Source organism: Streptomyces sp. NPDC057424 (genome assembly GCF_042803315.1).
Classification (GTDB): Bacteria; Actinomycetota; Actinomycetes; order Streptomycetales; family Streptomycetaceae; genus Streptomyces.
This window is the reverse complement of sequence record NZ_JBHVCP010000044.1, coordinates 12,430-31,906: the sequence shown is the minus strand read 5'-3', so window position 1 is coordinate 31,906 and position 19,477 is coordinate 12,430. Positions and strand designations below refer to the sequence as shown.

Below are 19,477 nucleotides of genomic sequence, written 5' to 3'. Positions count from 1 at the left end.
GCGAGGAACCAACCCGGGGGTGAGCCGGCGAGGAATCAGCCCGGGGGTGAGCCGGCGAGGAATCAGCCCGGGGGTGAGCCTGCCAAGGAAGCCGCTCCCCCGTCCGGCCAGTCACCCCCGGGCGCCCATCCCGCCCCCGGCCCTGTCAAACGAACCGACGTCCCGGACGACTCCGCGAAAGGAGACTCATGAACACCGGTGAACTCACCGACCTCGGACAGCAGCTGCGGGTGGACAGCGTCCGCGCCGCCGCCGCGGCGGGCTCCGGGCACCCGACGTCCTCGATGTCCGCGGCCGACCTGACGGCCGTCCTGCTCGCGCACCACCTCCGCTACGACTTCGACCGCCCCGCCCACCCCGGCAACGACCGCTTCGTCCTGTCCAAGGGCCATGCCTCCCCGCTGCTGTACTCCGCGTACAAGGCGGCCGGCGCCATCGACGACGACGAGCTGCTCACCTTCCGCAAGCTGGGCAGCCGCCTCGAAGGGCACCCCACCCCGCAGCGCCTGCCGTGGGTCGAGACGGCCACCGGCTCGCTCGGGCAGGGCCTGCCGGTCGGGGTCGGCATCGCGCTGGCCGGCAAGCGGCTCGACCGCACCGGCTACCGCACCTGGGTGCTGTGCGGCGACAGCGAGCTGGCCGAGGGATCCGTGTGGGAGGCCGCCGAGCACGCCGGGTACGAGCACCTGGACAACCTCACCGTGATCGTGGACGTCAACCGGCTCGGCCAGCGCGGCCCCACCCGGCACGGCCACGACCTGGACGCCTACGCCCGCCGTTTCCAGGCCTTCGACTGGCACACCATCGAGGTCGACGGCCACGACGTGGACGCCATCGACCGCGCCTACGGAGAGGCCGCGTCCACCAAGGGCCAACCCACCGCGATCCTCGCCCGCACCCTCAAGGGCAAGGGCGTCGAGGGCGTCCAGGACCGCGAGGGCCTGCACGGCAAGCCGCTGCCGGAGGCCGAGGAGGCGATCGCCGAACTCGGCGGCCGGCGCGACATCCGGGTCCGGGTGCAGGAGCCGCCCGCCGCCCGCATGCTGCACTCCGTCCACACCGGGAACTTCGAACTCCCGAGGTGGGACAAGGGCGAGGAGGTCGCCACCCGCAACGCCTTCGGTGAGGCGCTCGCCGCCCTCGGCACCGGCCGCGGCGACATCGTCGCCCTGGACGGCGAGGTCGGTGACTCCACCCGCGCCGAGTTCTTCGCCAAGGAGCATCCCGACCGCTACTTCGAGTGCTACATCGCCGAGCAGCAGCTGGTCGCCTCGGCCGTCGGGCTCGCGTCCCGCGGCTGGGTGCCGTACGCCGCCACCTTCGCGGCGTTCCTGACCCGCGCGTACGACTTCATCAGGATGGCGTCCGTCAGCGGCTCCGGCATCAACCTCGTCGGCTCGCACGCGGGCGTGGCCATCGGCCAGGACGGGCCCAGCCAGATGGGCCTGGAGGACCTGGCGATGATGCGGGCGGTGCACGGTTCGACCGTGCTGTACCCGTGCGACGCCAACCAGACCGCACGGCTCGTCGGCGCGATGGCCGGCCTCGAGGGCGTCCGCTACCTGCGCACCTCGCGCGGCGGGAGCCCGGTGATCTACGGCCCCGACGAGGAGTTCCCGATCGGCGGCAGCAAGGTGCTGCGCTCCTCCGGCCAGGACCGGCTGACCCTCGTCGCGGCGGGTGTCACCGTGCACGAGGCGCTGGCCGCCGCCGAGGCGCTGGACCAGGAGGGCATCGCGGTGCGGGTGATCGACCTGTACTCCGTGAAGCCCGTCGACCGGGAGACCCTGCGCCGGGCCGCCGAGGAGACCGGCTGCCTGGTGACGGTCGAGGACCACCACCCCGAGGGCGGCATCGGGGACGCGGTCCTCGACGCCTTCACCGACGGACGCCCCGTACCGCGCCTGGTGCGGCTCGGCGTACGGACGATGCCGGGCTCGGCGTCCCCGGAGGAGCAGCTGCACGCCGCCGGCATCGACGCGGAGTCCATCGCTGCGGCCGGACGCCTGCTGGTGGAGGAGGCGGTCGTGCGGTGAGCGGAGCCGGCGGCACGCGCAGGGTGCGGGCGGGCCGCCGCACGGTGGAGGTGCACCGGCCGGACAAGGTGCTCTTCCCCGGCGGCGGCGACGCCAAGGAGTACACCAAGGGCGACCTGGTGGACTTCCACCGGGCCGTCGCGCCCTTCATGCTGCCGCACCTGCGGGGCCGGCCGCTGATGCTGGAACGGCACCCGGACGGCATCGACGGCCCGGCCTTCATGCAGAAGAACACCCCGGAGCACTACCCGGAGTGGATCCCCCGCGTCGAGGTGGCCAAGGAGGGCGGCACCGTCCACCACACCGTCTGCGGCGACACCGCCACCCTCCTCTACCTGGCCGACCAGGCGAGCATCACCCTGCACCGCTGGCTGTCCCGCGCCGACCGCGTCGACCACCCCGACCGGCTGGTCTTCGACCTCGACCCGCCGGGGGACGGATTCGAGGCCGTGCGCGAGGCCGCCCGGCTGCTCGGAGAACTGCTCGACGAGCTGGAGCTGCCCTCGGCGCCGATGACCACCGGCTCGCGCGGACTGCACGTGATCGTGCCGCTGAACGGACGGCACGAGTTCGACGAGGTGCGCGCCTTCGCCCGGGACGTCGCCGGCACTCTCGCAGACGTCCACCCCGACCGGCTCACCACCGCCCCCCGCAAGAAGGAGCGCGGCGAGCGCCTCTATCTCGACATCCAGCGCAACGCCTACGCCCAGACCGCCGTCGTGCCCTACACGGTCCGGCCCCGCCCGGGCGCCCCGGTGGCCACCCCCATCACCTGGGGCCGGCTGGACGACCCGGAGCTGCACGCCCGCCGCTGGACCATCGCCGACGCCGTCGAGCAGGCCCGCACCGACCCCTGGTCAGGCCTGCTGAACCGCGGCCGGGCGCTGGGGCCGGCCCGGCGGCGGCTGAACGCCCTGCGCGGCTGAAGTACCCCCGCTTTCCGCCGGGCGGTTGGCAGATGCATGCGTCCGGAGAGGTTTGGCGAACACGCTTGCGGCCACACGGAGTGGGAGGTGGCCATGTCGAACACAAAAAACACGCAAGAGTCACAGGGTTCACAGAAGTCGCAGGACTCTCAGACTTCCGGCACATCGAACGACACCCGGACGGCCCGGAAGCGGCCGAGCCCGATGGAGGTGCTGCGCCAGGCGCGCGGCCAGCTCGCGGAGCTCACCGGCATGGAGGCCGAGTCCGTGTCGTCCTTCGAGCAGACGGAGGAGGGCTGGGCGCTGGAGGTCGAGGTCCTCGAACTCGAGCGCGTGCCGGACACGATGAGCCTGATGGCGAGCTACCAGGTGGAGCTGGACGCAGAGGGGCAGCTCACGGGCTACCGGCGTGTCCGCCGCTATGAACGCGGTCGGTCCGACGCGCGCAGGCCCGGCGGCCGCTAGGCCGCCCGACCGGACCCGCACCCACACATGAGGAGGAAATCCCGGCATGACAGTCGTACCGGCACAGCAGTCCGGCGGCGGAGGCGGTAGCAGCGGTCTCTACGACGTGCTTGAGCTCGTCCTGGACAGGGGGCTCGTCATCGACGCATTCGTGCGCGTCTCCCTGGTCGGCATCGAGATCCTCAAGATCGACGTCCGCGTCGTCGTCGCCAGCGTCGACACCTATCTGCGCTTCGCCGAGGCGTGCAACCGGCTCGACCTGGAGGCCGGGCCGCGCAAGGACCCGGGCCTGCCCGACCTGGTCGGGGAGATGACCGAATCCGGCGCCCGCGGCAAGTCCAAGGGGGCGTTGTCCGGTGCCGCCGAGACCATCTCCGACGCCTTCCAGCAGGCGCGGAGCGAGGGCTCCGAGCGTGAGGCCGAGTCTCGTCCGCGAGCACGCAAGAGCACGTCGTCCCGCCGTAAGGAGGAGCAGGAGTGAGCACTTACGTCTACGGCATCGCGGCGAGTTCGCACCCCGGCCTCCCCGAGGGCATGAGCGGCGTCGGCGACCCGCCCCGCCCGGTGCGCATCCTGCGCGAGGGTGACCTGGCGGCCGTCGTCAGCGAGGCGCCCGATGGGCTGCGGCCCAAGCGCAAGGAGCTGCTGGCCCACCAGAACGTGCTCAGCGAGGCGGGTGCGGCCGGCTGCGTGCTGCCCATGCGGTTCGGTAGCGTCGCCCCGGACGACAACTCCATCACCGGGGTGCTCGCCGAGCGCGCCGAGCACTACAGGGAACGGCTGCGGGCCCTGGACAACCGGGTCGAGTACAACGTCAAGGCCAACCACGTCGAAGAGGCCGTCCTGCATCAGGTGATGGCCGAGAGCCCCGACATCCGCGGGCTCGCGGAGGCCAACCGGCAGGCCGGCGGCGGCAGTTACGACGACAAGATCCGGCTCGGCGAGATGGTCGCGGCCGCGGTCAAGGCCAAGGAGGCCGACGACGGCGCCGCGGTGCAGCGTGCCCTGGAAGGGGCCGCCGACGACGTGAGCGTGGGCCCCGAGTCGACGGGCTGGCTGGCCAACGTGTCGTTCCTGGTGGACAGGGATTCGGCCGAGTCCTTCCTGGCCGCGGTCGAGCAGGTCCGCAAGGACATGCCGCACCTGGAGGTGCGGGTCAACGGCCCGCTCCCGCCGTACAGCTTCGTCGAGCCCGGCCCTGCCGAGCCCGCGGGCACCGTGGCGAGCGGAACGGGCACCGGAGTGGGGTGACGACGTGGGCCTGATCTCAGAGGTGCTGCTGCTGCCGTTCGCACCGGTACGCGGCAGCGCCTGGGCCATCAAACAAGTGGTGCAGGAGGCCGAGCGGATCTACTACGACCCCGCCACGATCCGGGCCGAACTGGCTCGCCTTGAGGAGCAGATGGAGGCCGGAGAGATCACGGAGGAGGAATTCGACCGTCTTGAGGACGAACTCCTCGACCGGTTGGAGATCGCTTCGCGCGGGAGCGCGGGAACAGGCAACGGGACAACACCATGAACCGAACGGGACTGGGTCTCGCCATAGGGGCCGGATACCTCCTGGGACGGACCAAGAAGCTGAAGATGGCGATGGCCGTCGGCGGTCTGGTCGCCGGGAAGAAACTGAACCTGAGCCCGCGCATGGTCGCGGAGCTGCTCCAGCAGCAGCTGCGGAACAATCCGCAGTTCAAGGAGATCGGTGACCAGCTGCGGCAGGATCTGCGCGGTGTCGGCAAGGCCGCCTCCGGTGCCATGGTCGAGCGGCAGATCGACGCCCTCGCCGACCGGCTGCACGGCCGGACCGCCCAGGTGCGCGACCAGCTGACGGGCGTGGTGCCCGGCGGCAAGGACGAGGACGCCGAGGACGCCGAGTACGAGGACGAGGAGCCGGAGGACTCCGGCCTCGACGAGGATGAGGAGACCGAGGAGGACGAGGAGCCGGAGGACTCCGGAGCTGACGAGGAGGAGGAAGAGGAAGAGGACGAGGAGCCGGAGGCGGAGAAGGCCCCCGCCAAGAAGGCCCCCGCCAAGAAGGCGCCGGCGAAGAAGGCGGCGAAGAAGGCCCCCGCGAAGAAGGCGCCCGCGAAGAAGGCGCCCGCGAAGAAGACGGCGGGCCGCAAGGCGGCGGCGAAGAAGACCACGCCGGCCAAGAAGGCGACCTCCAAGGGCCGGGGCGGCAGCGCCCGGTCCCGGCTGCAGAAGGGAGGCGGTGAGGGATGAGTGACACCCTCGGCTCGGCGAAGTCCGCCGCCAACGGAGCGACGAAGAACCCGCTCACAGACCTGGCCCACAGCGAGGCCGCCGACCGGCTGAAGGCCGAACTGCAGGAATACCTCGCCGCGCAGGCCACCCGCGTGCTGACCGGCGCGGGCCGCAAGCTCGGCGAGACCACCGGCAAACTGAACGACATCGCCGAGGGTAACAGCCCCGGCTTCGCCAAGCTCGCCCTCGACGGCGGCCGCAAGCTCGCCGAGGGCAAGGGGCCGCTGCGCTCCGCACTGGAGATGGGCGGTTCGCACCTCAAGGACAAGGTCACAGGTGCCTTCAAGGGCCTGGCCGGTAAGGGCAAGGGCAAGGGCAAGGGCCGTTCCGGCAACAAGCCCACCGTCATCATCGAGCACATCGATGTCGGCGTCCCGCTGCGCACGGCGTACGACCAGTGGACCCAGTACCAGGACTTCAGCACCTTCGCGAAGGGTGTCAAGGCCGCGAGCAAGGCCGACGACACCACCTCCGACTGGCAGTTGAAGGTCTGGTGGTCCAACCGCAGCTGGAAGGCGACCACGACCGAGCAGGTCCCCGACGACCGCATCGCCTGGACCTCCGAGGGGGCCAAGGGCACCACGAAGGGCGTCGTCTCCTTCCACGAACTCGCCGACAGCCTGACCCGCGTCCTGCTGGTCATCGAGTACTACCCCTCCGGCTTCTTCGAGAAGACCGGCAACATCTGGCGCGCCCAGGGCCGGCGTGCCCGGCTCGACCTGAAGAACTTCGTCCGCTTCATCACGATCAAGGGTGAGGCGGAGGACGGCTGGCGCGGTGAGATCCGCGACGGCGAGGTCGTCACCAGCCACGAGGACGCCGTCGCCGAGGAGGAGTCGGAGTCCGAGGAGAGCCCCGAGGGCGAGGAGCCCGAGGACGAGTACGACGAGGAAACGGAAGAGGAGGGCGAAGAGGAGCCCGAGGGCGAGTACGAGGACGAGGAGCCCGAGGACGAGGAGCCCGAGGCTGAGTACGAGGACGAGCCCGAGGACGAGTACGAGGACGAGGAAGTCGAGGCGGGGAGCCGGCGATGACGACGCCCAGCAGGATGCCCGAACCCTACGGCCAGGGGAGCGGCGCGAACCTCGCCGACATCCTTGAGCGGGTGCTGGACAAGGGCATCGTGATCGCGGGCGACATCCGCATCAACCTGCTCGACATAGAACTCCTCACGATCAAACTGCGGCTGATCGTCGCGTCGGTCGACAAGGCGAAGGAGATGGGCATCGACTGGTGGGAGACCGACCCGGCCCTGTCCTCGCGCGCCCGGCGCGACGAACTGACCCGGGAGAACGCCGAGTTGCGCGAGAGGCTGGCCCGGCTGGAGGAACTGGAGCCCGGCCGCGCGGAGAAGAAGGAGGCACCGTGACCGGACTGCGGTACGTCTACGCCGTCTGCCGCCCCTTCGGTACACCGCTCCAGGCGCAACTGACGGGGGTGGCGGGTGACCCGCCCAGAACGCTGACCCACCACGGCCTGGTCGCCGTGGTGAGCCACGTACCGGAGCGGGACTTCGCGGAGGAACCGCTCCACGCCCATCTGGAGGACCTGGACTGGCTCACCGAGACCGCCCGGGCCCACCAGGGCGTGATCGACGCGCTCACCACCGTCACGACGCCGCTGCCGCTGCGGCTCGGCACCGTCTTCCACGACGACAGCGGCGTGCGGACCATGATGGAGGCCCGTGAGGAGAGCTTCCGGCAGACCCTCGACCGGCTGGAGGGCCGCGTCGAGTGGGGCGTCAAGGTGTACGCCGAGTCCGAACCGCAGGAGAGCCTCCGGCCCGCGCAGAAGCCCGCGTCGGGCCGGGACTACCTGCGGCAGCGGCGGATGCAGACCCGGTCGCACGAGGAAATGTGGCAGAAGGCGGAGAGTTTCTCGACCAGGCTGCACGAGGAGCTTTCCGCCTTCGCGGAGGATTCCCGGCTGCACCCGCCGCAGAACCCCGCACTTTCCAAGGTGACCGGGCGGAACATCCTGAACGCCGCTTATCTCGTACCGCGCGCGCATTCCGAGGAATTCGTGGAACTGGTGGACCGCACCAAGGGTGATCTGCCCGGAATGCGCGTGGAACTCACCGGCCCCTGGGCGGCCTATTCGTTCGCCGGGGAGGCCACCACATGAACGACGGGGAGAATCCGTGACCGTAGTGGAACGCCGTGAGGTAGCCCTCGTGGACCTGCTCGACCGGCTGCTCGCCGGCGGAGTCGTGATCACGGGTGACATCACGCTGCGGATCGCCGACGTCGACCTCGTCCGTATCGACCTCAACGCGCTCATCAGCTCGGTGAACGCCCAGGTGCCCTCACCGTTCGAGGAGTTGCTGTGACCACCCCCGAAAATCCCCGGCCGCGCTCCCACCGGATGGATCTGGAGCCCGACACCGTCGAGCGTGACCTGGTCAAGCTCGTGCTGACGGTGGTGGAGCTGCTGCGCCAGCTCATGGAGCGCCAGGCGCTGCGCCGGTTCGACGTGGGGGACCTGAACGAGGAGCAGGAGGAGCGGATCGGGCTCACGCTCATGCTGCTCGACGAGCGGATGACGGAGCTGCGTGACCGCTACGGACTGCGGCCCGAGGACCTCAACCTGGACCTCGGGCCGCTCGGACCGCTGCTTCCGCGGGACTGAGACTCACGCGTCGCCCCGGGCCCTGACCCGGGGCGACGAATGCGTATTTACCACCGGTACCAACGGCCCCTGCCGCCGGATGCCGACGTGCCGCGGACGAAGAATCCCAGCAGCCACAGGACGAGAACCGCGAGTGCGATCCACCAGAGAATCTTTACTGCAAATCCGGCACCGAACAGAACCAGAGCCAGAAGCAGCACCAGCAGGATGGGAACCATAATGAGAACCTCCTGCTTTCAGGGTGTCCCGGAAACGGCGTTTCAGGCTTCTTTCCGGCAGAGAATTTCTCCGTGCAGCACGCTGAACCACCCGTCCTCCCGCGCGCCCCACTCCCGCCAGGCCTCCGCCGCACCCCGCAGCTCCGCCTCGTCGGCATGCCCGCCCTCGAGGGCCCGGTCCGCGTAGGCCGACGCCAGCGTGCGGTCGGCCCACAGCCCGCTCCACCAGGCCCGCTCCTCGGGCGTGGCGAAAGTCCAGGTGCCGGAGCTCGCCGAGATGTCCGTGAGCCCGGCCCGCAGCGCCCAGGCCTTCAGCCGGCGCCCGGCGTCCGGCTCGCCGCCGTTGGCCCGGGCGACCCGGTGGTAGAGGTCCAGCCAGTCGTCGAGTCCGGCGGACGCCGGATACCAGGTCATGGCCTCGTAGTCCGCGTCCCGCACGGCGATGAGACCACCGGGCCTGACGACCCGCCTCATCTCGCGCAGCGCCCGTACCGGGTCGCCCACGTGCTGGAGCACCTGGTGGGCGTGGACCACGCAGAACGTGTCGTCCGGGTAGTCCAGGGCGTGCACGTCGGCGACCGCGAAGTCGACGTTGGCCAGCCCCCGCCCGGCCGCCGTGGCGCGCGCCTGCTCCAGGATTCCCGGCACCCGGTCGACGCCGGTGACCTGCCCGTCGGGCACGAGCTCCGCCAGGTCGGCGGTGATCGTCCCGGGCCCGCAGCCGATGTCCAGGATCTTCATGTGCGGCTTGAGCGAAGGCAGCAGGTACGCCGCCGAGTTGGCGGCGGTCCGCCAGGTGTGCGAGCGGAGCACGGACTCGTGGTGCCCGTGGGTGTAGACGGCGGTCTCCCGGGGTTCCGGCATGGCGGATCCCACCCCTTCCGGTCGGGTCGGCGTGGGATCACCGTACGCAGTACGGCCGCATAGTGAGACCTTAATCCTGCCATATGGACTGACGGTCCGTCAGAACACTGCGGTCGGCCGGTACGCGGTCAGCGCCTCGGGGTGGTGAGGTCCAGGTCGGGGGGCATGCGGTGCGGACCCGGAGGGGGTGGACACACCGACGGTCCGGGGGCAGGCTCGTGGCTGATCATCATCACCGAAACAGGGGGACCGAGAGATGAACGGACACGTGACGGCGGTCAGCAGCAACGGGGAGTACGCGTTCACCAAGCCGAACCGGGACAGCATCAAGCTGCTCACCGGGCTCGGCGTCGAGGGCGACGTGCACGCCGGAGTGACGGTCAGGCACCGCTCGCGCGTCGCGCAGGACCCCACCCAGCCGAATCTGCGCCAGGTCCACCTCATGCACGAGGAGCTCTTCGACGAGGTCGGCGAGGACGGGTTCGAGGTGGCGCCCGGCGAACTCGGCGAGAACATCACCACCCGGGGCATCGACCTGCTCGGGCTGCCCACCGGCACGCTGCTGCGCATCGGTGACAGCGCGGTCCTGGAGGTCACCGGGCTGCGCAACCCCTGCCTGCAGATCGACCTCTTCCAGGACGGGCTGCTCAAGCGGGTCGTCGGACGTGACGAGGCGGGGAACGTCGTGCGCAAGGCCGGGATCATGAGCGTGGTGCGGGAGGGGGGCGTGGTGAGGCCCGGCGACACGATCGAGGCGGAGCTCCCCAGCGAGCCGCACCGGCCGCTGGAACGGGTCTGACGGGCACCCACCGGTCCGAAACCAGTTTGCCCCCACCCCCCGCGCCCCCACAGAATCGCGACCATGGGACACCTCGAAGCCGCGCACCTGGAGTACTACCTGTCCGATGGAAGGGCGCTGCTGGGTGATGTCTCGTTCCGGGTGGGGGAGGGAGCCGTCGTGGCCCTCGTGGGGCCCAACGGCGCCGGGAAGACGACCCTGCTCCGCATGCTCGCCGGTGAGCTCAAGCCGCACGGCGGGTCCGTCGTCGTCGGCGGCGGGCTCGGCGTCATGCGGCAGTTCGTCGGATCCGTACGTGACGAGACGACCGTGCGGGACCTGCTCGTGTCCGTCGCCACGCCCCGCATCCGCGAGGCGGCCCGCGCCGTGGACGCCGCCGAGCACGCCATCATGACCGTCGACGACGAGGCCGCCCAGCTGAAGTACGCGCAGGCCCTCTCCGACTGGGCCGAGGCGCGCGGCTACGAGGCCGAGACGCTGTGGGACATGTGCACGATGGCCGCGCTCGGGGTGCCGTACGACAAGGCGCAGTTCCGTGAGGTCCGCACCCTCTCCGGCGGCGAGCAGAAGCGGCTCGTCCTGGAGGCGCTGCTGCGCGGCAACGACGAGGTGCTGCTCCTCGACGAGCCCGACAACTACCTCGACGTCCCCGGCAAGCGGTGGCTGGAGGAACGGCTGAAGGAGACCCGCAAGACGGTCCTGTTCGTCTCCCACGACCGCGAACTCCTCGCCCGCTCGGCCGAGAAGATCGTTTCACTGGAGCCCGGGCCCGCGGGAGCCGACGCGTGGATACACGGTGGCGGCTTCGTCACCTTCCACGACGCACGGCGTGAACGCTTCGCCCGCTTCGAGGAGTTGCGCAGGCGCTGGGACGAGAAGCACGCCCAGCTGAAGAAGCTGGTGCTGAACCTCCGTCAGGCGGCCTCCGTCAGCCCGGACATGGCCTCCCGCTACCAGGCCGCGCAGACCCGTCTGCGCAAGTTCGAGGAGGCCGGCCCGCCCCCGGAGCCGCCGCGCGAGCAGGACATCAAGATGCGGATCAGGGGCGGCCGTACCGGCGTACGGGCGGTCACCTGCGCGAACCTGGAGCTCACCGGCCTGATGAAGCCCTTCGACCTGGAGGTCTTCTACGGCGAACGCGTCGCCGTCCTCGGCTCCAACGGCTCCGGCAAGTCCCACTTCCTGCGCCTGCTCGCCGGCGACGACGTGGCGCACACGGGCGACTGGAAGCTGGGCGCCCGGGTCGTACCCGGACACTTCGCGCAGACCCACGCGCACCCGGAGCTGGAGGGCCGCACGCTCCTCGACATCCTGTGGAAGGAGCACGCACAGGACCGCGGCGCCGCGATGTCCCGCCTGCGCCGCTACGAGCTGACCCACCAGGCGGAGCAGACGTTCGAGCGTCTCTCCGGCGGCCAGCAGGCCCGCTTCCAGATCCTCCTGCTGGAGCTCCAGGGCGTGACGGCGCTGCTGCTGGACGAGCCGACCGACAACCTGGACCTGGAGTCCGCCGAGGCGCTCCAGGAGGGCCTGCAGGCCTTCGACGGCACGGTCCTCGCGGTCACCCACGACCGCTGGTTCGCCCGCTCCTTCGACCGTTTCCTGGTGTTCGGCAGCGACGGCCGGGTCCGGGAGACCCCGGACCCGGTCTGGGACGAACGGAGGGTGGAGCGGGCCCGCTAGGACCCGCTCCCGGTCACTTCCAGCGCAGCAGCGCGCCGAGGCCCCCCACGGGGACCTCCCGCTCGGAGACCGACAGGGCGGGCGCGTCCGTTGCCACCGCGGAGCGGATCAACGCGTCATCCGCCCGGGCCGGCCACGAGTGCTGCTCGCCCAGGACCTTCAGGTCCGTCCGGCGCACCGCGAGCTGGTCGGGGTCCTCCCCGATCCACACCTCGCGGTGCGCATCGGGCCCGTCCACCCTGATCAGCAGCTCGTCGATGCGGTGCTCCCGTGCCGCCTCGACCAGCGCGGGCACGCCTTCGACGGCCCCGGCACGGCCCTCGTCGTCCGGGGTGCGGGCGGCGCGGAACCGCTCCAGCTCCGCCTCGGCCTGCCGGCCCATATGCTCGGCCCGGGCCCGCTCCACGTCCTCGTCGAGCAGCCGGCTGCCCGTGCCGTGCGGCGCCTCGACCACCATGCCGTGCAGCCGCTTGGGCAGCCGCTCGTGCACGGACCGCCGCTCCCGGTCGTCGCCGACGAGGATCAGCAGGTCGGCCTTGGTCTCCTCCTGGCACACGGCGAGCGCGTCGGCGATCTCCGCGGCGTTGTGCTCCCAGGTGTTCTCCACCCGCAGCTGGAAATGCCGCTCGGACCAGTCCGCGGAACTCGTCCGGTGCACCGGCCACTGCCGCCCGGTGACGCTCCCGGCGCCCTCCCGGCCCAGCGCGCTGCGCAGCTCGAAGTCCGCGCCCTTGCGGTCGACGTACGCCACCACGCACACCGGGTCCTCACCGGCCAGCTCCAGCAGCGGCGCGACCCGCGGCAGCGGCGCCCATTCGGCCCAGTCGCCGCCCTGCGGTGGACGGACCAGCGGCGGGTCGAGAACGACCTCGCCGGCGCGGGCGAACAGGGCCCGCCCGTGCGGCTCCGAGGAGTGCCGCAGATCCTCGATCGCGCTCTGCACGGCCCGGCACGTCGCCTCGTCCGCTCCCTGCGCGGCCAGCGCACCGGCCATCGCCTGGGCCGTCAGCTCCCGCTCGTGGGGAGTGCCCTCCGTGTGCCGTGAGGTGTCGACGTACACGGAGGCCCAAGGCCCGGGGTGTTCGTACAGTGGGTGCAGAAAGGCGAGATCCATGGTTCCTCCCGGATACCGCTCGGGGGCAGTGCTCAGTTGCTCCGGGGGCGGGTACCCGGACCGCAGAGACGAACACGACGAGCGGGGCGACACGATGACCGGAGTGGACCCTGACCGGCTGGACGACCAGCAGCTCATGAAAGAGCTGGAGACCATCCACCGCACGCGCCACGACACGCTGCTCTACGGCTCGAACGACGCGCTGCGCGCCCACAACGAGCGCATGGCGCAGCTCGAGGGCGAGTACCTGCGCCGCAACCCGCGCCGCCCGGTGGCCGCGGGCCGCACGCGCGAAGGGGCCCGGGAGCGGGGGAGCGGGGAGTCGGCGACTCCCACGCCCCCCGGCACCTGAGCCCCTCGAAGGACGCAACCGCAGCAGAACCGAAGCGCACGCGCGCCGCACGGACCGGACCGGCGGCGACCGGCCCGGCCCCGCAGCTCAGCGCCGTACCGCCGGCCGCCCCCAGTGGCGGTGCCCTGCGACGGCCCTCACGAACGCGTCCAGGAACTCCTCGCTCGCCGGCCCCGGCGACGTGTCCGTCACGACGCCCTGGTCCGCGACCACCCGGTGGAACTCCGTCGACAGCCCGAGGCCCTCGGGCTCCAAGGCCGACAGGATCCCCACGCCCGAGCCGAGCGCGCCCAACGGCTTTCCGTGCCGGTAGGCGTCCCGCACGAACCGCACCATGTCCGGATCGGCCGCCGCCGGCGGAGTGCCGACGGGTCCGCCGGGCAGCAGCACGGCGTCGTACAGCACGGACGCCACGGTCGGCAGTGCCCGGTCCACCGCGTAGGTCTCACCGTCGGCCCCGGTGATCGTGCCGTCCGTCGCGGCCAGCGCCTCGACGATGGCCCCCTCGGCGGCCAGCCGCTCCCGCACGGAAGTGACCTGCTCGGCGTCCACCCCGTCGGTGACGAGCACCGCGACCTGCCGGGTCCGGATCGAACCGTCCCCGCGCAGCGACTCGAGGCTGAGGGCGGGGGAGGCCTGCTTGTACGGGGCCTGCGCACCGGACGGCTCCGGGACCCCGACGCCCTGAGCCACCCGCGCGGCCAGCTCCCCGTCGACCTTGGCCAGGTGCTCGACCGTCCGGGCCCGCACGGTCATCGCGCCGACCTTGCCGAGCTCGAACCGGAACGCCTCCACGATGTGCTGCCGCTCCCAGTCGGTCATGCTGTTCCAGAACATCGCGGTCTGGCTGTAGTGGTCCTGGAAGCTGGGGCTGCGGCGCCGGATCTTGTGCCCGTCCACCCGTTCGGCGTAATGCGTGTAGGCGCTTCCCCCGGCGCCCGCGTGGGCCGGGCAGCCCCCGCCGAGCGAGTTCGGGGAGTAGTTCGTCCCGGAGTGGATCGCGCTCTGGTGGTAGCCGTCGCGCTGGTTGTTGCGCACCGGCGCGAGGGGACGGTTCACCGGCAGCTGCGAGAAATTGGGCCCGCCGAGCCGGATCAGCTGCGTGTCCAGGTAGGAGAAGTTCCGGGCCTGGAGCAGCGGATCGTTGGTGAAGTCGATGCCGGGCACCACGTTGGCCGTGTGGAAGGCGACCTGCTCGGTCTCCGCGAAGAAGTTCTCCGGATTGCGGTCCAGCACCATCCGGCCGATCGGCCGTACCGGCACCTGCTCCTCCGGGATGATCTTCGTCGGGTCGAGCAGATCGAAGTCGAAGGCGAACTCGTCCTCCTCCGGAACGAGTTGCACACCCAGCTCCCACTCGGGGTACTCGCCCGCCTCGATCGCGTCCCACAGGTCACGCCGGTTGAAGTCCGGGTCCCGGCCCTGGCACTCCTGGGCCTCGTCCCACACCAGCGAGTGCACGCCCAGCTTCGGTTTCCAGTGGAACTTCACGAACGTGCCGCGGCCCTCGGCGTTCACGAACCGGAAGGTGTGCACGCCGAAGCCCTGCATCATGCGGTAGCTGCGCGGGATCGCCCGGTCCGACATGAGCCACATGATCGCGTGGAGCGTCTCGGGCTGGAGCGACACGAAGTCCCACAGGGTGTCGTGCGCGGACGCGCCCGTCGGGATGTCGTTGTGCGGCTCGGGCTTCACCGCGTGCACGAAGTCCGGGAACTTGATGCCGTCCTGGATGAAGAAGACCGGGAAGTTGTTCCCGACCAGGTCGTAATTGCCCTCCGACGTGTAGAACTTGGTCGCGAAGCCGCGCACGTCCCGCACGGTGTCCGCCGAGCCCTTCGGGCCCTGCACGGTCGAGAACCGCACGAACACGGGCGTCCGCACGGACGGGTCCTGGAGAAACGCCGCGCGGGTGAACTCCGCGCAGGACTCGTACGGTTCGAAGTACCCGTACGCGCCCGCGCCCCGCGCGTGCACCACCCGCTCAGGGATCCGCTCGTGGTCGAACCGGGTGAGTTTCTCCCGGAAGTGGAAGTCCTCCATCAGGGTCGGTCCGCGCTCGCCCGCCGCCAGGGAGTCGTCGGTGTGGTCCACCTCGACGCCCTGGTCGGTGGTGAGCGGACCGGCGGCGGGATCGTCCGCCCGGAACGCCTCGCGCTGCCGCTGCTTGCGGTCGTCGGGGGATGCCATCAGGCGGCCTCCCGTGCGAAGACGTCCAGGAAGGTCTCGCAGAACGCCTTCAGATCGTCGGGCTTGCGACTGGTGATGAGCTTGTTCGCCCCGTGGTCACAGACCTTGACCTGCTTGTCGACCCAGGTGCCGCCCGCGTTGCGGATGTCCGTCTGCAGGCTCGGCCAGGACGTGAGCTCCCGGCCGCGGACGACGTCCGCCTCCACCAGCGTCCACGGCGCGTGGCAGATCGCGGCCACGGGCCGGCCGTGCTCGAAGAAGTCCCGGACGAACGCGACCGCCTTGTCGTCCATCCGCAGGAAGTCCGGGTTGGCGACGCCGCCCGGCAGCACGAGAGCACCGAACGAGTCCGGCGCGGTGTCGCCCACGACCTCGTCCACGGGGAACGTGTCCGCCTTGTCCAGGTGGTGGAAGGCCTGGATCTCGCCCTGCTGCGTCGACACCAGAACGGGCTCGTGACCCGCGTCCTTCGCGGCCTGCCACGGATCGGTCAGTTCGACCTGCTCGACGCCCTCGGGTGCGACCAGAAACGCGATACGCATGATGCTCAACGTCCTTTCCCGGAGCCGGCGGCGCTCCAGTGCGCCGCGTCGCTCCACGCGTCGTTCTCGTACTCTTCGTGCTTCTCGTTGCTCATGCACCACCCCGGGCGTCGGGCTCGGCCCGGCTGATGTCGGCGAGCGCCGACGCGGGGTCCTCGGCCTCGGCCACGTCGCCGAGGCTCACGATCCCGACCGGCAGCCCGTTCTCCACCACGGGCAGCCGGCGCACCGCGTGCTCGCGCATCAGCGTCACCGCCGTCGCCACAGGGTCGTCCGGCGTCACCGTCACCGGATCACGGGTGCACACGGTCCGCGCGCTGACCGTCATCGGGTCGGCGCCGTCGGCGACGGCCCGTACGGTGATGTCACGGTCGGTGAGCACACCGATCACGTCCTGCCCCTCGGCCACCACCACATCGCCGATGTTCTGTGTGCGCATCAGCTGCGCCGCCTCCACGAGCGAGGCGTCCGGGCGCACGGCGACCACACCCGCCGTCATCACGTCTTTGACGTACTCGGCCATCACTGGGGCCTTCCCTCCGTTTCCAGGCCGGTGGGGGCGCCGCGGCACACCGCGACGCCCCCGACGCGGTCCTTACGCGTACTCTTCCGGCCCGGTCTCACGTGCCCGGATCAGGGCCTGGGCCAGCTCCTGGACGGTGCCGTAGCGCTCCCCACGCGGCAGCCCTTCCAGGGCCTCGACAAGGGAGTCGGGCGCCTGGTGGCCGCGCAGCTCGCGAACCAGCTCGCGCGCACTCGCGGGGAACGCCCTGCGGCCCAGGATCCGGGCCAGTTCCAGCCGCACCGATTCCAGGGACGTCGGTGCACGGCTCGGCGTCACCGGCCCGTGGGCGACCTCGGGGTCGTCCTCGGCGGCCGGCTCCGGGTCGTGCCACTCCTCACTGCGGGTGGGGTGCCCGGACCTGAGCAGACCCTGCAGTTCGTGCTTCATCTCGTCGTCCCGGTGGACGCTCAGCCGGTCGCTGCCTCGCTGCATGTCTCCCTCCAGACGTTCGGGGGCCCGCACCGCGTACCCGAACACCGGAGGGCGACACAGGTTCCGTGAGCCCGATCGCCGCCGTCCCACGGGTTTGCGCCATGTCCTGCGGGAGACCCGGATCACACCCCCCCGCACCTGACTGGGGAAGGACACGCCATGGCGATGCTCGCTGTGCTCATCCCGCTGCTCATGCTCGGAGTGGTGCTGGTGCTGGGCCGTTACGAGGAGTTGCTGCTGCCGCAGGAAGACGCCGACCGGCGCGAACCGCCCGGCGTCGCCCCGGCTGCCGCGGCCGCTACGTCTTCTCCCGCCCCGGCGGGAACTCCCTCCCCTTCGCCCTGAAGCCCCGCTTGACCACCGATCCCCGGTCCGCGTCGCCCTTCGGGATCGGAACCGCGGCTCGTTCCCGGCCCTGCCCCACGCGGCGAGCAGGCTGTTGACGCCGTCGCCCGGACAGCCGAAGACCTGCTCCACTCCCCATGCGCCCAGCCTCCGCAGGACGTGGCCGGCGGCCTTGGTGCTCATGTACGACGCCCCGGACGAAGGGGCACGAAGCCGGCGGTGCGAGTCACCCTGCGCGACGGCGGAGAACCTCTCCGGGTTTGCGGGTGGGGGCCCGGGGCAGGCGCACCCCAGTGCTTCGGACAGGAGGCACGTCCGTGGGAGCGGCGCAGAGAGCCGCCACCGGCGTCCCTGTCCCACAACGGATGCGCTCCCGCGGTGACCGTCCAACCCAAAGCACTTTCAAGGGAATTGCGACGAATCATGCAGACCCGAACCAGCACGAAGCGGCACCCCCACGACGATGCCCCCGACACCGCCGAGGCCTTCCGCAGGCTCACCTCGATGCCGGCCGGCCCGGAGCGCGACGCGCTTCGCGACGAGATCGTCGAGGCCTGGCTGCCCATGGCGGACCGCCTCGCCGGACGCTTCCGCAGCCGCGGCGAGAGCTCCGAGGACTTGCGCCAGGTCGCGGCCCTCGGCCTGGTCAAGGCCGTCGACCGGTACGACCCCGAGCGCGGCAGCGCCTTCGAGAGCTACGCCGTACCGACCATCACCGGCGAGATCAAGCGGCACTTCCGGGACCACATGTGGACCCTGCACGTACCCCGCCGCGTCCAGGACCTGCGCAACCGCGTGCGCTCCGCCGGCCAGGACCTGTCCCAGACCATCTCCGGCCGCCGGCCCACCGTGGCCGAGATCGCCGAGCACGCGAACCTGAGCGAGGAGGACGTCCGGGCCGGCCTGGAGGCGCTGGAGAGCTTCACGGCGCTGTCCCTGGACGCGGAGCTGCCCGGCAGTGAGGACGGGTACTCCCTGAGTGACGCGCTGGGGTCCCTCGACCCGGCGCTGGACACGGTCGTCGACCGCGAGTCGGTGAAGGCCCGGCTGGCGGCGCTGCCCGAGCGGGAGCGGGCGATCCTGTACATGCGGTTCTTCGGGGACATGACGCAGAGCCGGATCGCCGAGGAGCTGGGGATCTCGCAGATGCACGTGTCCCGGCTGATCAGCCGGTGCTGCGGGCGGGTGCGGGAGCAGGTGATGCGGGACGTGGCCTGACACGGGGCTTCTCCGCTTTCACCCGGTTGGAGTGTGCTGTCCCGCTAATGGGGCCCGGTCCCGCGCGGGCCCGCCGGGGGCGGGCTGTCATGGCAGAGGGGTATGACTACCGAAGGAGTCCCCTCGATGCGCCGCAGCCTGCACGCCCTGTCCGCCGCCGTCCTGGCCGGCTCAGCCCTGGTGGGCTTCGCGCCGGCCGTCTTCGCCGAACCGGCCGCCGAGGTCAGTCCCGCCACCGTCCACCCCGGGGGCACGCTCACCGTCTCGGTCAGCTGCGATCCGACCGGGGGGCGGCCGCCCGACACCATCGACGCCACCTCGCAGGCCTTCGACGAGGGCACGGTGCCCCTGCAACGGGTCACCGGCAACGACGACAAGGTGTCCGGCCCCGCCTACCGCGGCACGGCCCGTATCGCCTCCGCGGAGAACTTCGAGGGGGATCCGGACGCCCTGGGGGAGGACTCGGCGTGGACGGTCGACGGCACCTGCCCGGCCGCTCCGGGCGGGGAGGGCAAGCAGTGGAGCGCGACGTTCACCGTGACCCACGGCTCCGGGCCCCACAAGCCGTCGCACAAGCCCACGCACCATCCCACCCACAAGCCCTGTCCCGAGCCCTCGCACCACCGCGAACGGCCCCACACCGAGTGCGACGCGGCGGCGGTCCAGCGCGGCGTGCGGGCCGGTGACGGGGGCGCCTTCACCGACTCCGTGCCGGCCCTGGTGGCGGGCGGGGTGCTGATCGCGGGCGCCTTCGGTGCCGCCGTGCACCGGCTGCGCAACCGGGAGAGCGGCCCCCACCGCTGACCCGCCCGGCCCGTTCCGCCGCCCCGGAAGGAAC

General features: G+C 71.3%; 25 protein-coding genes. 18 read left to right on the top strand and 7 right to left on the bottom strand.

Annotated elements, in window-relative coordinates:
* Positions 1-188 precede the first annotated feature (188 nt).
* From ACFU3E_RS28445 to ACFU3E_RS28390, 12 genes are all read left to right on the top strand, one after another.
* Entirely contained in the window at positions 189-2,036 is a 1,848-nt protein-coding gene (locus ACFU3E_RS28445) for a transketolase (RefSeq protein ID WP_384164176.1), read from the top strand.
* Complete coding sequence (gene ligD, locus ACFU3E_RS28440) at positions 2,033-2,962, top strand: non-homologous end-joining DNA ligase (RefSeq protein ID WP_384164173.1); 930 nt, start codon at positions 2,033-2,035, stop codon at positions 2,960-2,962. The genes ACFU3E_RS28445 and ligD overlap by 4 nt, the downstream gene beginning before the upstream one ends.
* Positions 2,963-3,055: 93 nt before the next feature.
* On the top strand, positions 3,056-3,427 hold the full coding sequence (locus ACFU3E_RS28435) for a gas vesicle protein (RefSeq protein ID WP_384164169.1): 372 nt from the start codon (positions 3,056-3,058) through the stop codon (positions 3,425-3,427).
* Positions 3,428-3,473: 46 nt separating this feature from the next.
* The gene (locus ACFU3E_RS28430) at positions 3,474-3,908 is read left to right on the top strand and encodes a gas vesicle structural protein GvpA (protein WP_384164166.1); all 435 of its coding nucleotides are present in this window, start codon (positions 3,474-3,476) and stop codon (positions 3,906-3,908) included.
* Complete coding sequence (locus ACFU3E_RS28425) at positions 3,905-4,678, top strand: GvpL/GvpF family gas vesicle protein (protein WP_384164163.1); 774 nt, start codon at positions 3,905-3,907, stop codon at positions 4,676-4,678. The genes ACFU3E_RS28430 and ACFU3E_RS28425 overlap by 4 nt, the downstream gene beginning before the upstream one ends.
* A 4-nt stretch (positions 4,679-4,682) precedes the next feature.
* Positions 4,683-4,946, top strand: a complete 264-nt coding sequence (locus ACFU3E_RS28420; protein WP_030843825.1) for a gas vesicle protein GvpG — start codon at positions 4,683-4,685, stop codon at positions 4,944-4,946.
* The gene (locus ACFU3E_RS28415) at positions 4,943-5,647 is read left to right on the top strand and encodes a DNA primase (RefSeq protein WP_384164160.1); all 705 of its coding nucleotides are present in this window, start codon (positions 4,943-4,945) and stop codon (positions 5,645-5,647) included. Before ACFU3E_RS28420 ends, ACFU3E_RS28415 begins: the two co-directional genes overlap by 4 nt.
* Positions 5,644-6,723: an SRPBCC family protein gene (locus tag ACFU3E_RS28410; protein ID WP_384164157.1), complete on the top strand. Its 1,080-nt coding sequence runs from the start codon at positions 5,644-5,646 to the stop codon at positions 6,721-6,723. The genes ACFU3E_RS28415 and ACFU3E_RS28410 overlap by 4 nt, the downstream gene beginning before the upstream one ends.
* Positions 6,720-7,058, top strand: coding sequence for a gas vesicle protein (locus tag ACFU3E_RS28405; protein ID WP_031108661.1), 339 nt, complete (start codon positions 6,720-6,722; stop codon positions 7,056-7,058). Before ACFU3E_RS28410 ends, ACFU3E_RS28405 begins: the two co-directional genes overlap by 4 nt.
* Entirely contained in the window at positions 7,055-7,813 is a 759-nt protein-coding gene (locus ACFU3E_RS28400) for a GvpL/GvpF family gas vesicle protein (RefSeq protein WP_384164153.1), read from the top strand. The genes ACFU3E_RS28405 and ACFU3E_RS28400 overlap by 4 nt, the downstream gene beginning before the upstream one ends.
* A 16-nt stretch (positions 7,814-7,829) precedes the next feature.
* Positions 7,830-8,018 (top strand): gas vesicle protein, encoded by a 189-nt coding sequence (locus tag ACFU3E_RS28395; protein WP_003994122.1) that lies wholly within the window; start codon positions 7,830-7,832, stop codon positions 8,016-8,018.
* A gap of 35 nt (positions 8,019-8,053) precedes the next feature.
* Entirely contained in the window at positions 8,054-8,317 is a 264-nt protein-coding gene (locus ACFU3E_RS28390) for a gas vesicle protein K (RefSeq protein ID WP_266464296.1), read from the top strand.
* Between the two features lie 47 nt (positions 8,318-8,364).
* On the opposite strand, the gene ACFU3E_RS28385 is transcribed toward ACFU3E_RS28390, so the two are convergent.
* On the bottom strand, positions 8,365-8,535 hold the full coding sequence (locus tag ACFU3E_RS28385) for a hydrophobic protein (RefSeq protein ID WP_384164149.1): 171 nt from the start codon (positions 8,533-8,535) through the stop codon (positions 8,365-8,367).
* 42 nt (positions 8,536-8,577) lie between these two features.
* Positions 8,578-9,399 (bottom strand): class I SAM-dependent methyltransferase, encoded by an 822-nt coding sequence (locus tag ACFU3E_RS28380; protein ID WP_384164147.1) that lies wholly within the window; start codon positions 9,397-9,399, stop codon positions 8,578-8,580.
* Positions 9,400-9,655: 256 nt separating this feature from the next.
* Here ACFU3E_RS28380 and ACFU3E_RS28375 point away from each other — a divergent pair, with 256 nt between their 5' ends.
* Together ACFU3E_RS28375 and ACFU3E_RS28370 are read left to right on the top strand one after the other, a co-directional pair.
* A complete protein-coding gene (locus ACFU3E_RS28375) occupies positions 9,656-10,198 on the top strand; it encodes an MOSC domain-containing protein (RefSeq protein ID WP_384164144.1) in 543 nt (180 codons plus the stop codon).
* A gap of 63 nt (positions 10,199-10,261) precedes the next feature.
* Complete coding sequence (locus tag ACFU3E_RS28370; protein WP_384164141.1) at positions 10,262-11,881, top strand: ATP-binding cassette domain-containing protein; 1,620 nt, start codon at positions 10,262-10,264, stop codon at positions 11,879-11,881.
* A gap of 13 nt (positions 11,882-11,894) precedes the next feature.
* On the opposite strand, the gene ACFU3E_RS28365 is transcribed toward ACFU3E_RS28370, so the two are convergent.
* Positions 11,895-12,995: a Vms1/Ankzf1 family peptidyl-tRNA hydrolase gene (locus tag ACFU3E_RS28365; protein ID WP_384164138.1), complete on the bottom strand. Its 1,101-nt coding sequence runs from the start codon at positions 12,993-12,995 to the stop codon at positions 11,895-11,897.
* Between the two features lie 94 nt (positions 12,996-13,089).
* On the opposite strand from ACFU3E_RS28365, the gene ACFU3E_RS28360 reads away from it, so the two are divergent.
* The gene (locus ACFU3E_RS28360) at positions 13,090-13,347 is read left to right on the top strand and encodes a DUF6158 family protein (RefSeq protein WP_384164268.1); all 258 of its coding nucleotides are present in this window, start codon (positions 13,090-13,092) and stop codon (positions 13,345-13,347) included.
* Positions 13,348-13,434: 87 nt separating this feature from the next.
* On the opposite strand, the gene ACFU3E_RS28355 is transcribed toward ACFU3E_RS28360, so the two are convergent.
* The 4 genes from ACFU3E_RS28355 to ACFU3E_RS28340 form a co-directional block, all read right to left on the bottom strand.
* On the bottom strand, positions 13,435-15,537 hold the full coding sequence (locus tag ACFU3E_RS28355; RefSeq protein WP_384164135.1) for a catalase: 2,103 nt from the start codon (positions 15,535-15,537) through the stop codon (positions 13,435-13,437).
* Positions 15,537-16,079, bottom strand: a complete 543-nt coding sequence (locus tag ACFU3E_RS28350; protein WP_384164132.1) for a type 1 glutamine amidotransferase domain-containing protein — start codon at positions 16,077-16,079, stop codon at positions 15,537-15,539. Before ACFU3E_RS28350 ends, ACFU3E_RS28355 begins: the two co-directional genes overlap by 1 nt.
* Positions 16,080-16,170: 91 nt before the next feature.
* On the bottom strand, positions 16,171-16,602 hold the full coding sequence (locus ACFU3E_RS28345) for a CBS domain-containing protein (RefSeq protein ID WP_384164129.1): 432 nt from the start codon (positions 16,600-16,602) through the stop codon (positions 16,171-16,173).
* Positions 16,603-16,674: 72 nt separating this feature from the next.
* A complete protein-coding gene (locus ACFU3E_RS28340) occupies positions 16,675-17,076 on the bottom strand; it encodes a DUF2795 domain-containing protein (RefSeq protein WP_384164264.1) in 402 nt (133 codons plus the stop codon).
* Positions 17,077-17,235: 159 nt separating this feature from the next.
* On the opposite strand from ACFU3E_RS28340, the gene ACFU3E_RS28335 reads away from it, so the two are divergent.
* The 3 genes from ACFU3E_RS28335 to ACFU3E_RS28325 all read left to right on the top strand — a co-directional run bounded on the left by ACFU3E_RS28335 (position 17,236) and on the right by ACFU3E_RS28325 (position 19,443).
* Entirely contained in the window at positions 17,236-17,421 is a 186-nt protein-coding gene (locus tag ACFU3E_RS28335; protein WP_384164260.1) for a hypothetical protein, read from the top strand.
* Positions 17,422-17,844: 423 nt separating this feature from the next.
* Positions 17,845-18,639 (top strand): RNA polymerase sigma factor SigF, encoded by a 795-nt coding sequence (locus tag ACFU3E_RS28330; RefSeq protein ID WP_384164126.1) that lies wholly within the window; start codon positions 17,845-17,847, stop codon positions 18,637-18,639.
* A 126-nt stretch (positions 18,640-18,765) separates the two neighbouring features.
* The gene (locus ACFU3E_RS28325; RefSeq protein ID WP_384164123.1) at positions 18,766-19,443 is read left to right on the top strand and encodes a hypothetical protein; all 678 of its coding nucleotides are present in this window, start codon (positions 18,766-18,768) and stop codon (positions 19,441-19,443) included.
* The last annotated feature ends 34 nt before the right edge of the window (positions 19,444-19,477 follow it).

Excerpts from the sequence above, each read along its gene's own strand:
- ACFU3E_RS28445 (WP_384164176.1), top strand. The coding sequence starts at position 189 with ATGAACACCGGTGAACTCACCGACCTCGGACAGCAGCTGCGGGTGGAC.
- ACFU3E_RS28435 (WP_384164169.1), top strand. The coding sequence starts at position 3,056 with ATGTCGAACACAAAAAACACGCAAGAGTCACAGGGTTCACAGAAGTCG.
- ACFU3E_RS28430 (WP_384164166.1), top strand. The coding sequence starts at position 3,474 with ATGACAGTCGTACCGGCACAGCAGTCCGGCGGCGGAGGCGGTAGCAGC.
- ACFU3E_RS28415 (WP_384164160.1), top strand. The coding sequence starts at position 4,943 with ATGAACCGAACGGGACTGGGTCTCGCCATAGGGGCCGGATACCTCCTG.
- ACFU3E_RS28410 (WP_384164157.1), top strand. The coding sequence starts at position 5,644 with ATGAGTGACACCCTCGGCTCGGCGAAGTCCGCCGCCAACGGAGCGACG.
- ACFU3E_RS28405 (WP_031108661.1), top strand. The coding sequence starts at position 6,720 with ATGACGACGCCCAGCAGGATGCCCGAACCCTACGGCCAGGGGAGCGGC.
- ACFU3E_RS28390 (WP_266464296.1), top strand. The coding sequence starts at position 8,054 with ATGGATCTGGAGCCCGACACCGTCGAGCGTGACCTGGTCAAGCTCGTG.
- ACFU3E_RS28385 (WP_384164149.1), bottom strand. The coding sequence starts at position 8,535 with ATGGTTCCCATCCTGCTGGTGCTGCTTCTGGCTCTGGTTCTGTTCGGT.
- ACFU3E_RS28380 (WP_384164147.1), bottom strand. The coding sequence starts at position 9,399 with ATGCCGGAACCCCGGGAGACCGCCGTCTACACCCACGGGCACCACGAG.
- ACFU3E_RS28375 (WP_384164144.1), top strand. The coding sequence starts at position 9,656 with ATGAACGGACACGTGACGGCGGTCAGCAGCAACGGGGAGTACGCGTTC.
- ACFU3E_RS28370 (WP_384164141.1), top strand. The coding sequence starts at position 10,262 with ATGGGACACCTCGAAGCCGCGCACCTGGAGTACTACCTGTCCGATGGA.
- ACFU3E_RS28365 (WP_384164138.1), bottom strand. The coding sequence starts at position 12,995 with ATGGATCTCGCCTTTCTGCACCCACTGTACGAACACCCCGGGCCTTGG.
- ACFU3E_RS28360 (WP_384164268.1), top strand. The coding sequence starts at position 13,090 with ATGACCGGAGTGGACCCTGACCGGCTGGACGACCAGCAGCTCATGAAA.
- ACFU3E_RS28355 (WP_384164135.1), bottom strand. The coding sequence starts at position 15,537 with ATGGCATCCCCCGACGACCGCAAGCAGCGGCAGCGCGAGGCGTTCCGG.
- ACFU3E_RS28350 (WP_384164132.1), bottom strand. The coding sequence starts at position 16,079 with ATGCGTATCGCGTTTCTGGTCGCACCCGAGGGCGTCGAGCAGGTCGAA.
- ACFU3E_RS28345 (WP_384164129.1), bottom strand. The coding sequence starts at position 16,602 with ATGGCCGAGTACGTCAAAGACGTGATGACGGCGGGTGTGGTCGCCGTG.
- ACFU3E_RS28340 (WP_384164264.1), bottom strand. The coding sequence starts at position 17,076 with ATGCAGCGAGGCAGCGACCGGCTGAGCGTCCACCGGGACGACGAGATG.
- ACFU3E_RS28335 (WP_384164260.1), top strand. The coding sequence starts at position 17,236 with ATGGCGATGCTCGCTGTGCTCATCCCGCTGCTCATGCTCGGAGTGGTG.
- ACFU3E_RS28330 (WP_384164126.1), top strand. The coding sequence starts at position 17,845 with ATGCAGACCCGAACCAGCACGAAGCGGCACCCCCACGACGATGCCCCC.
- ACFU3E_RS28325 (WP_384164123.1), top strand. The coding sequence starts at position 18,766 with ATGCGCCGCAGCCTGCACGCCCTGTCCGCCGCCGTCCTGGCCGGCTCA.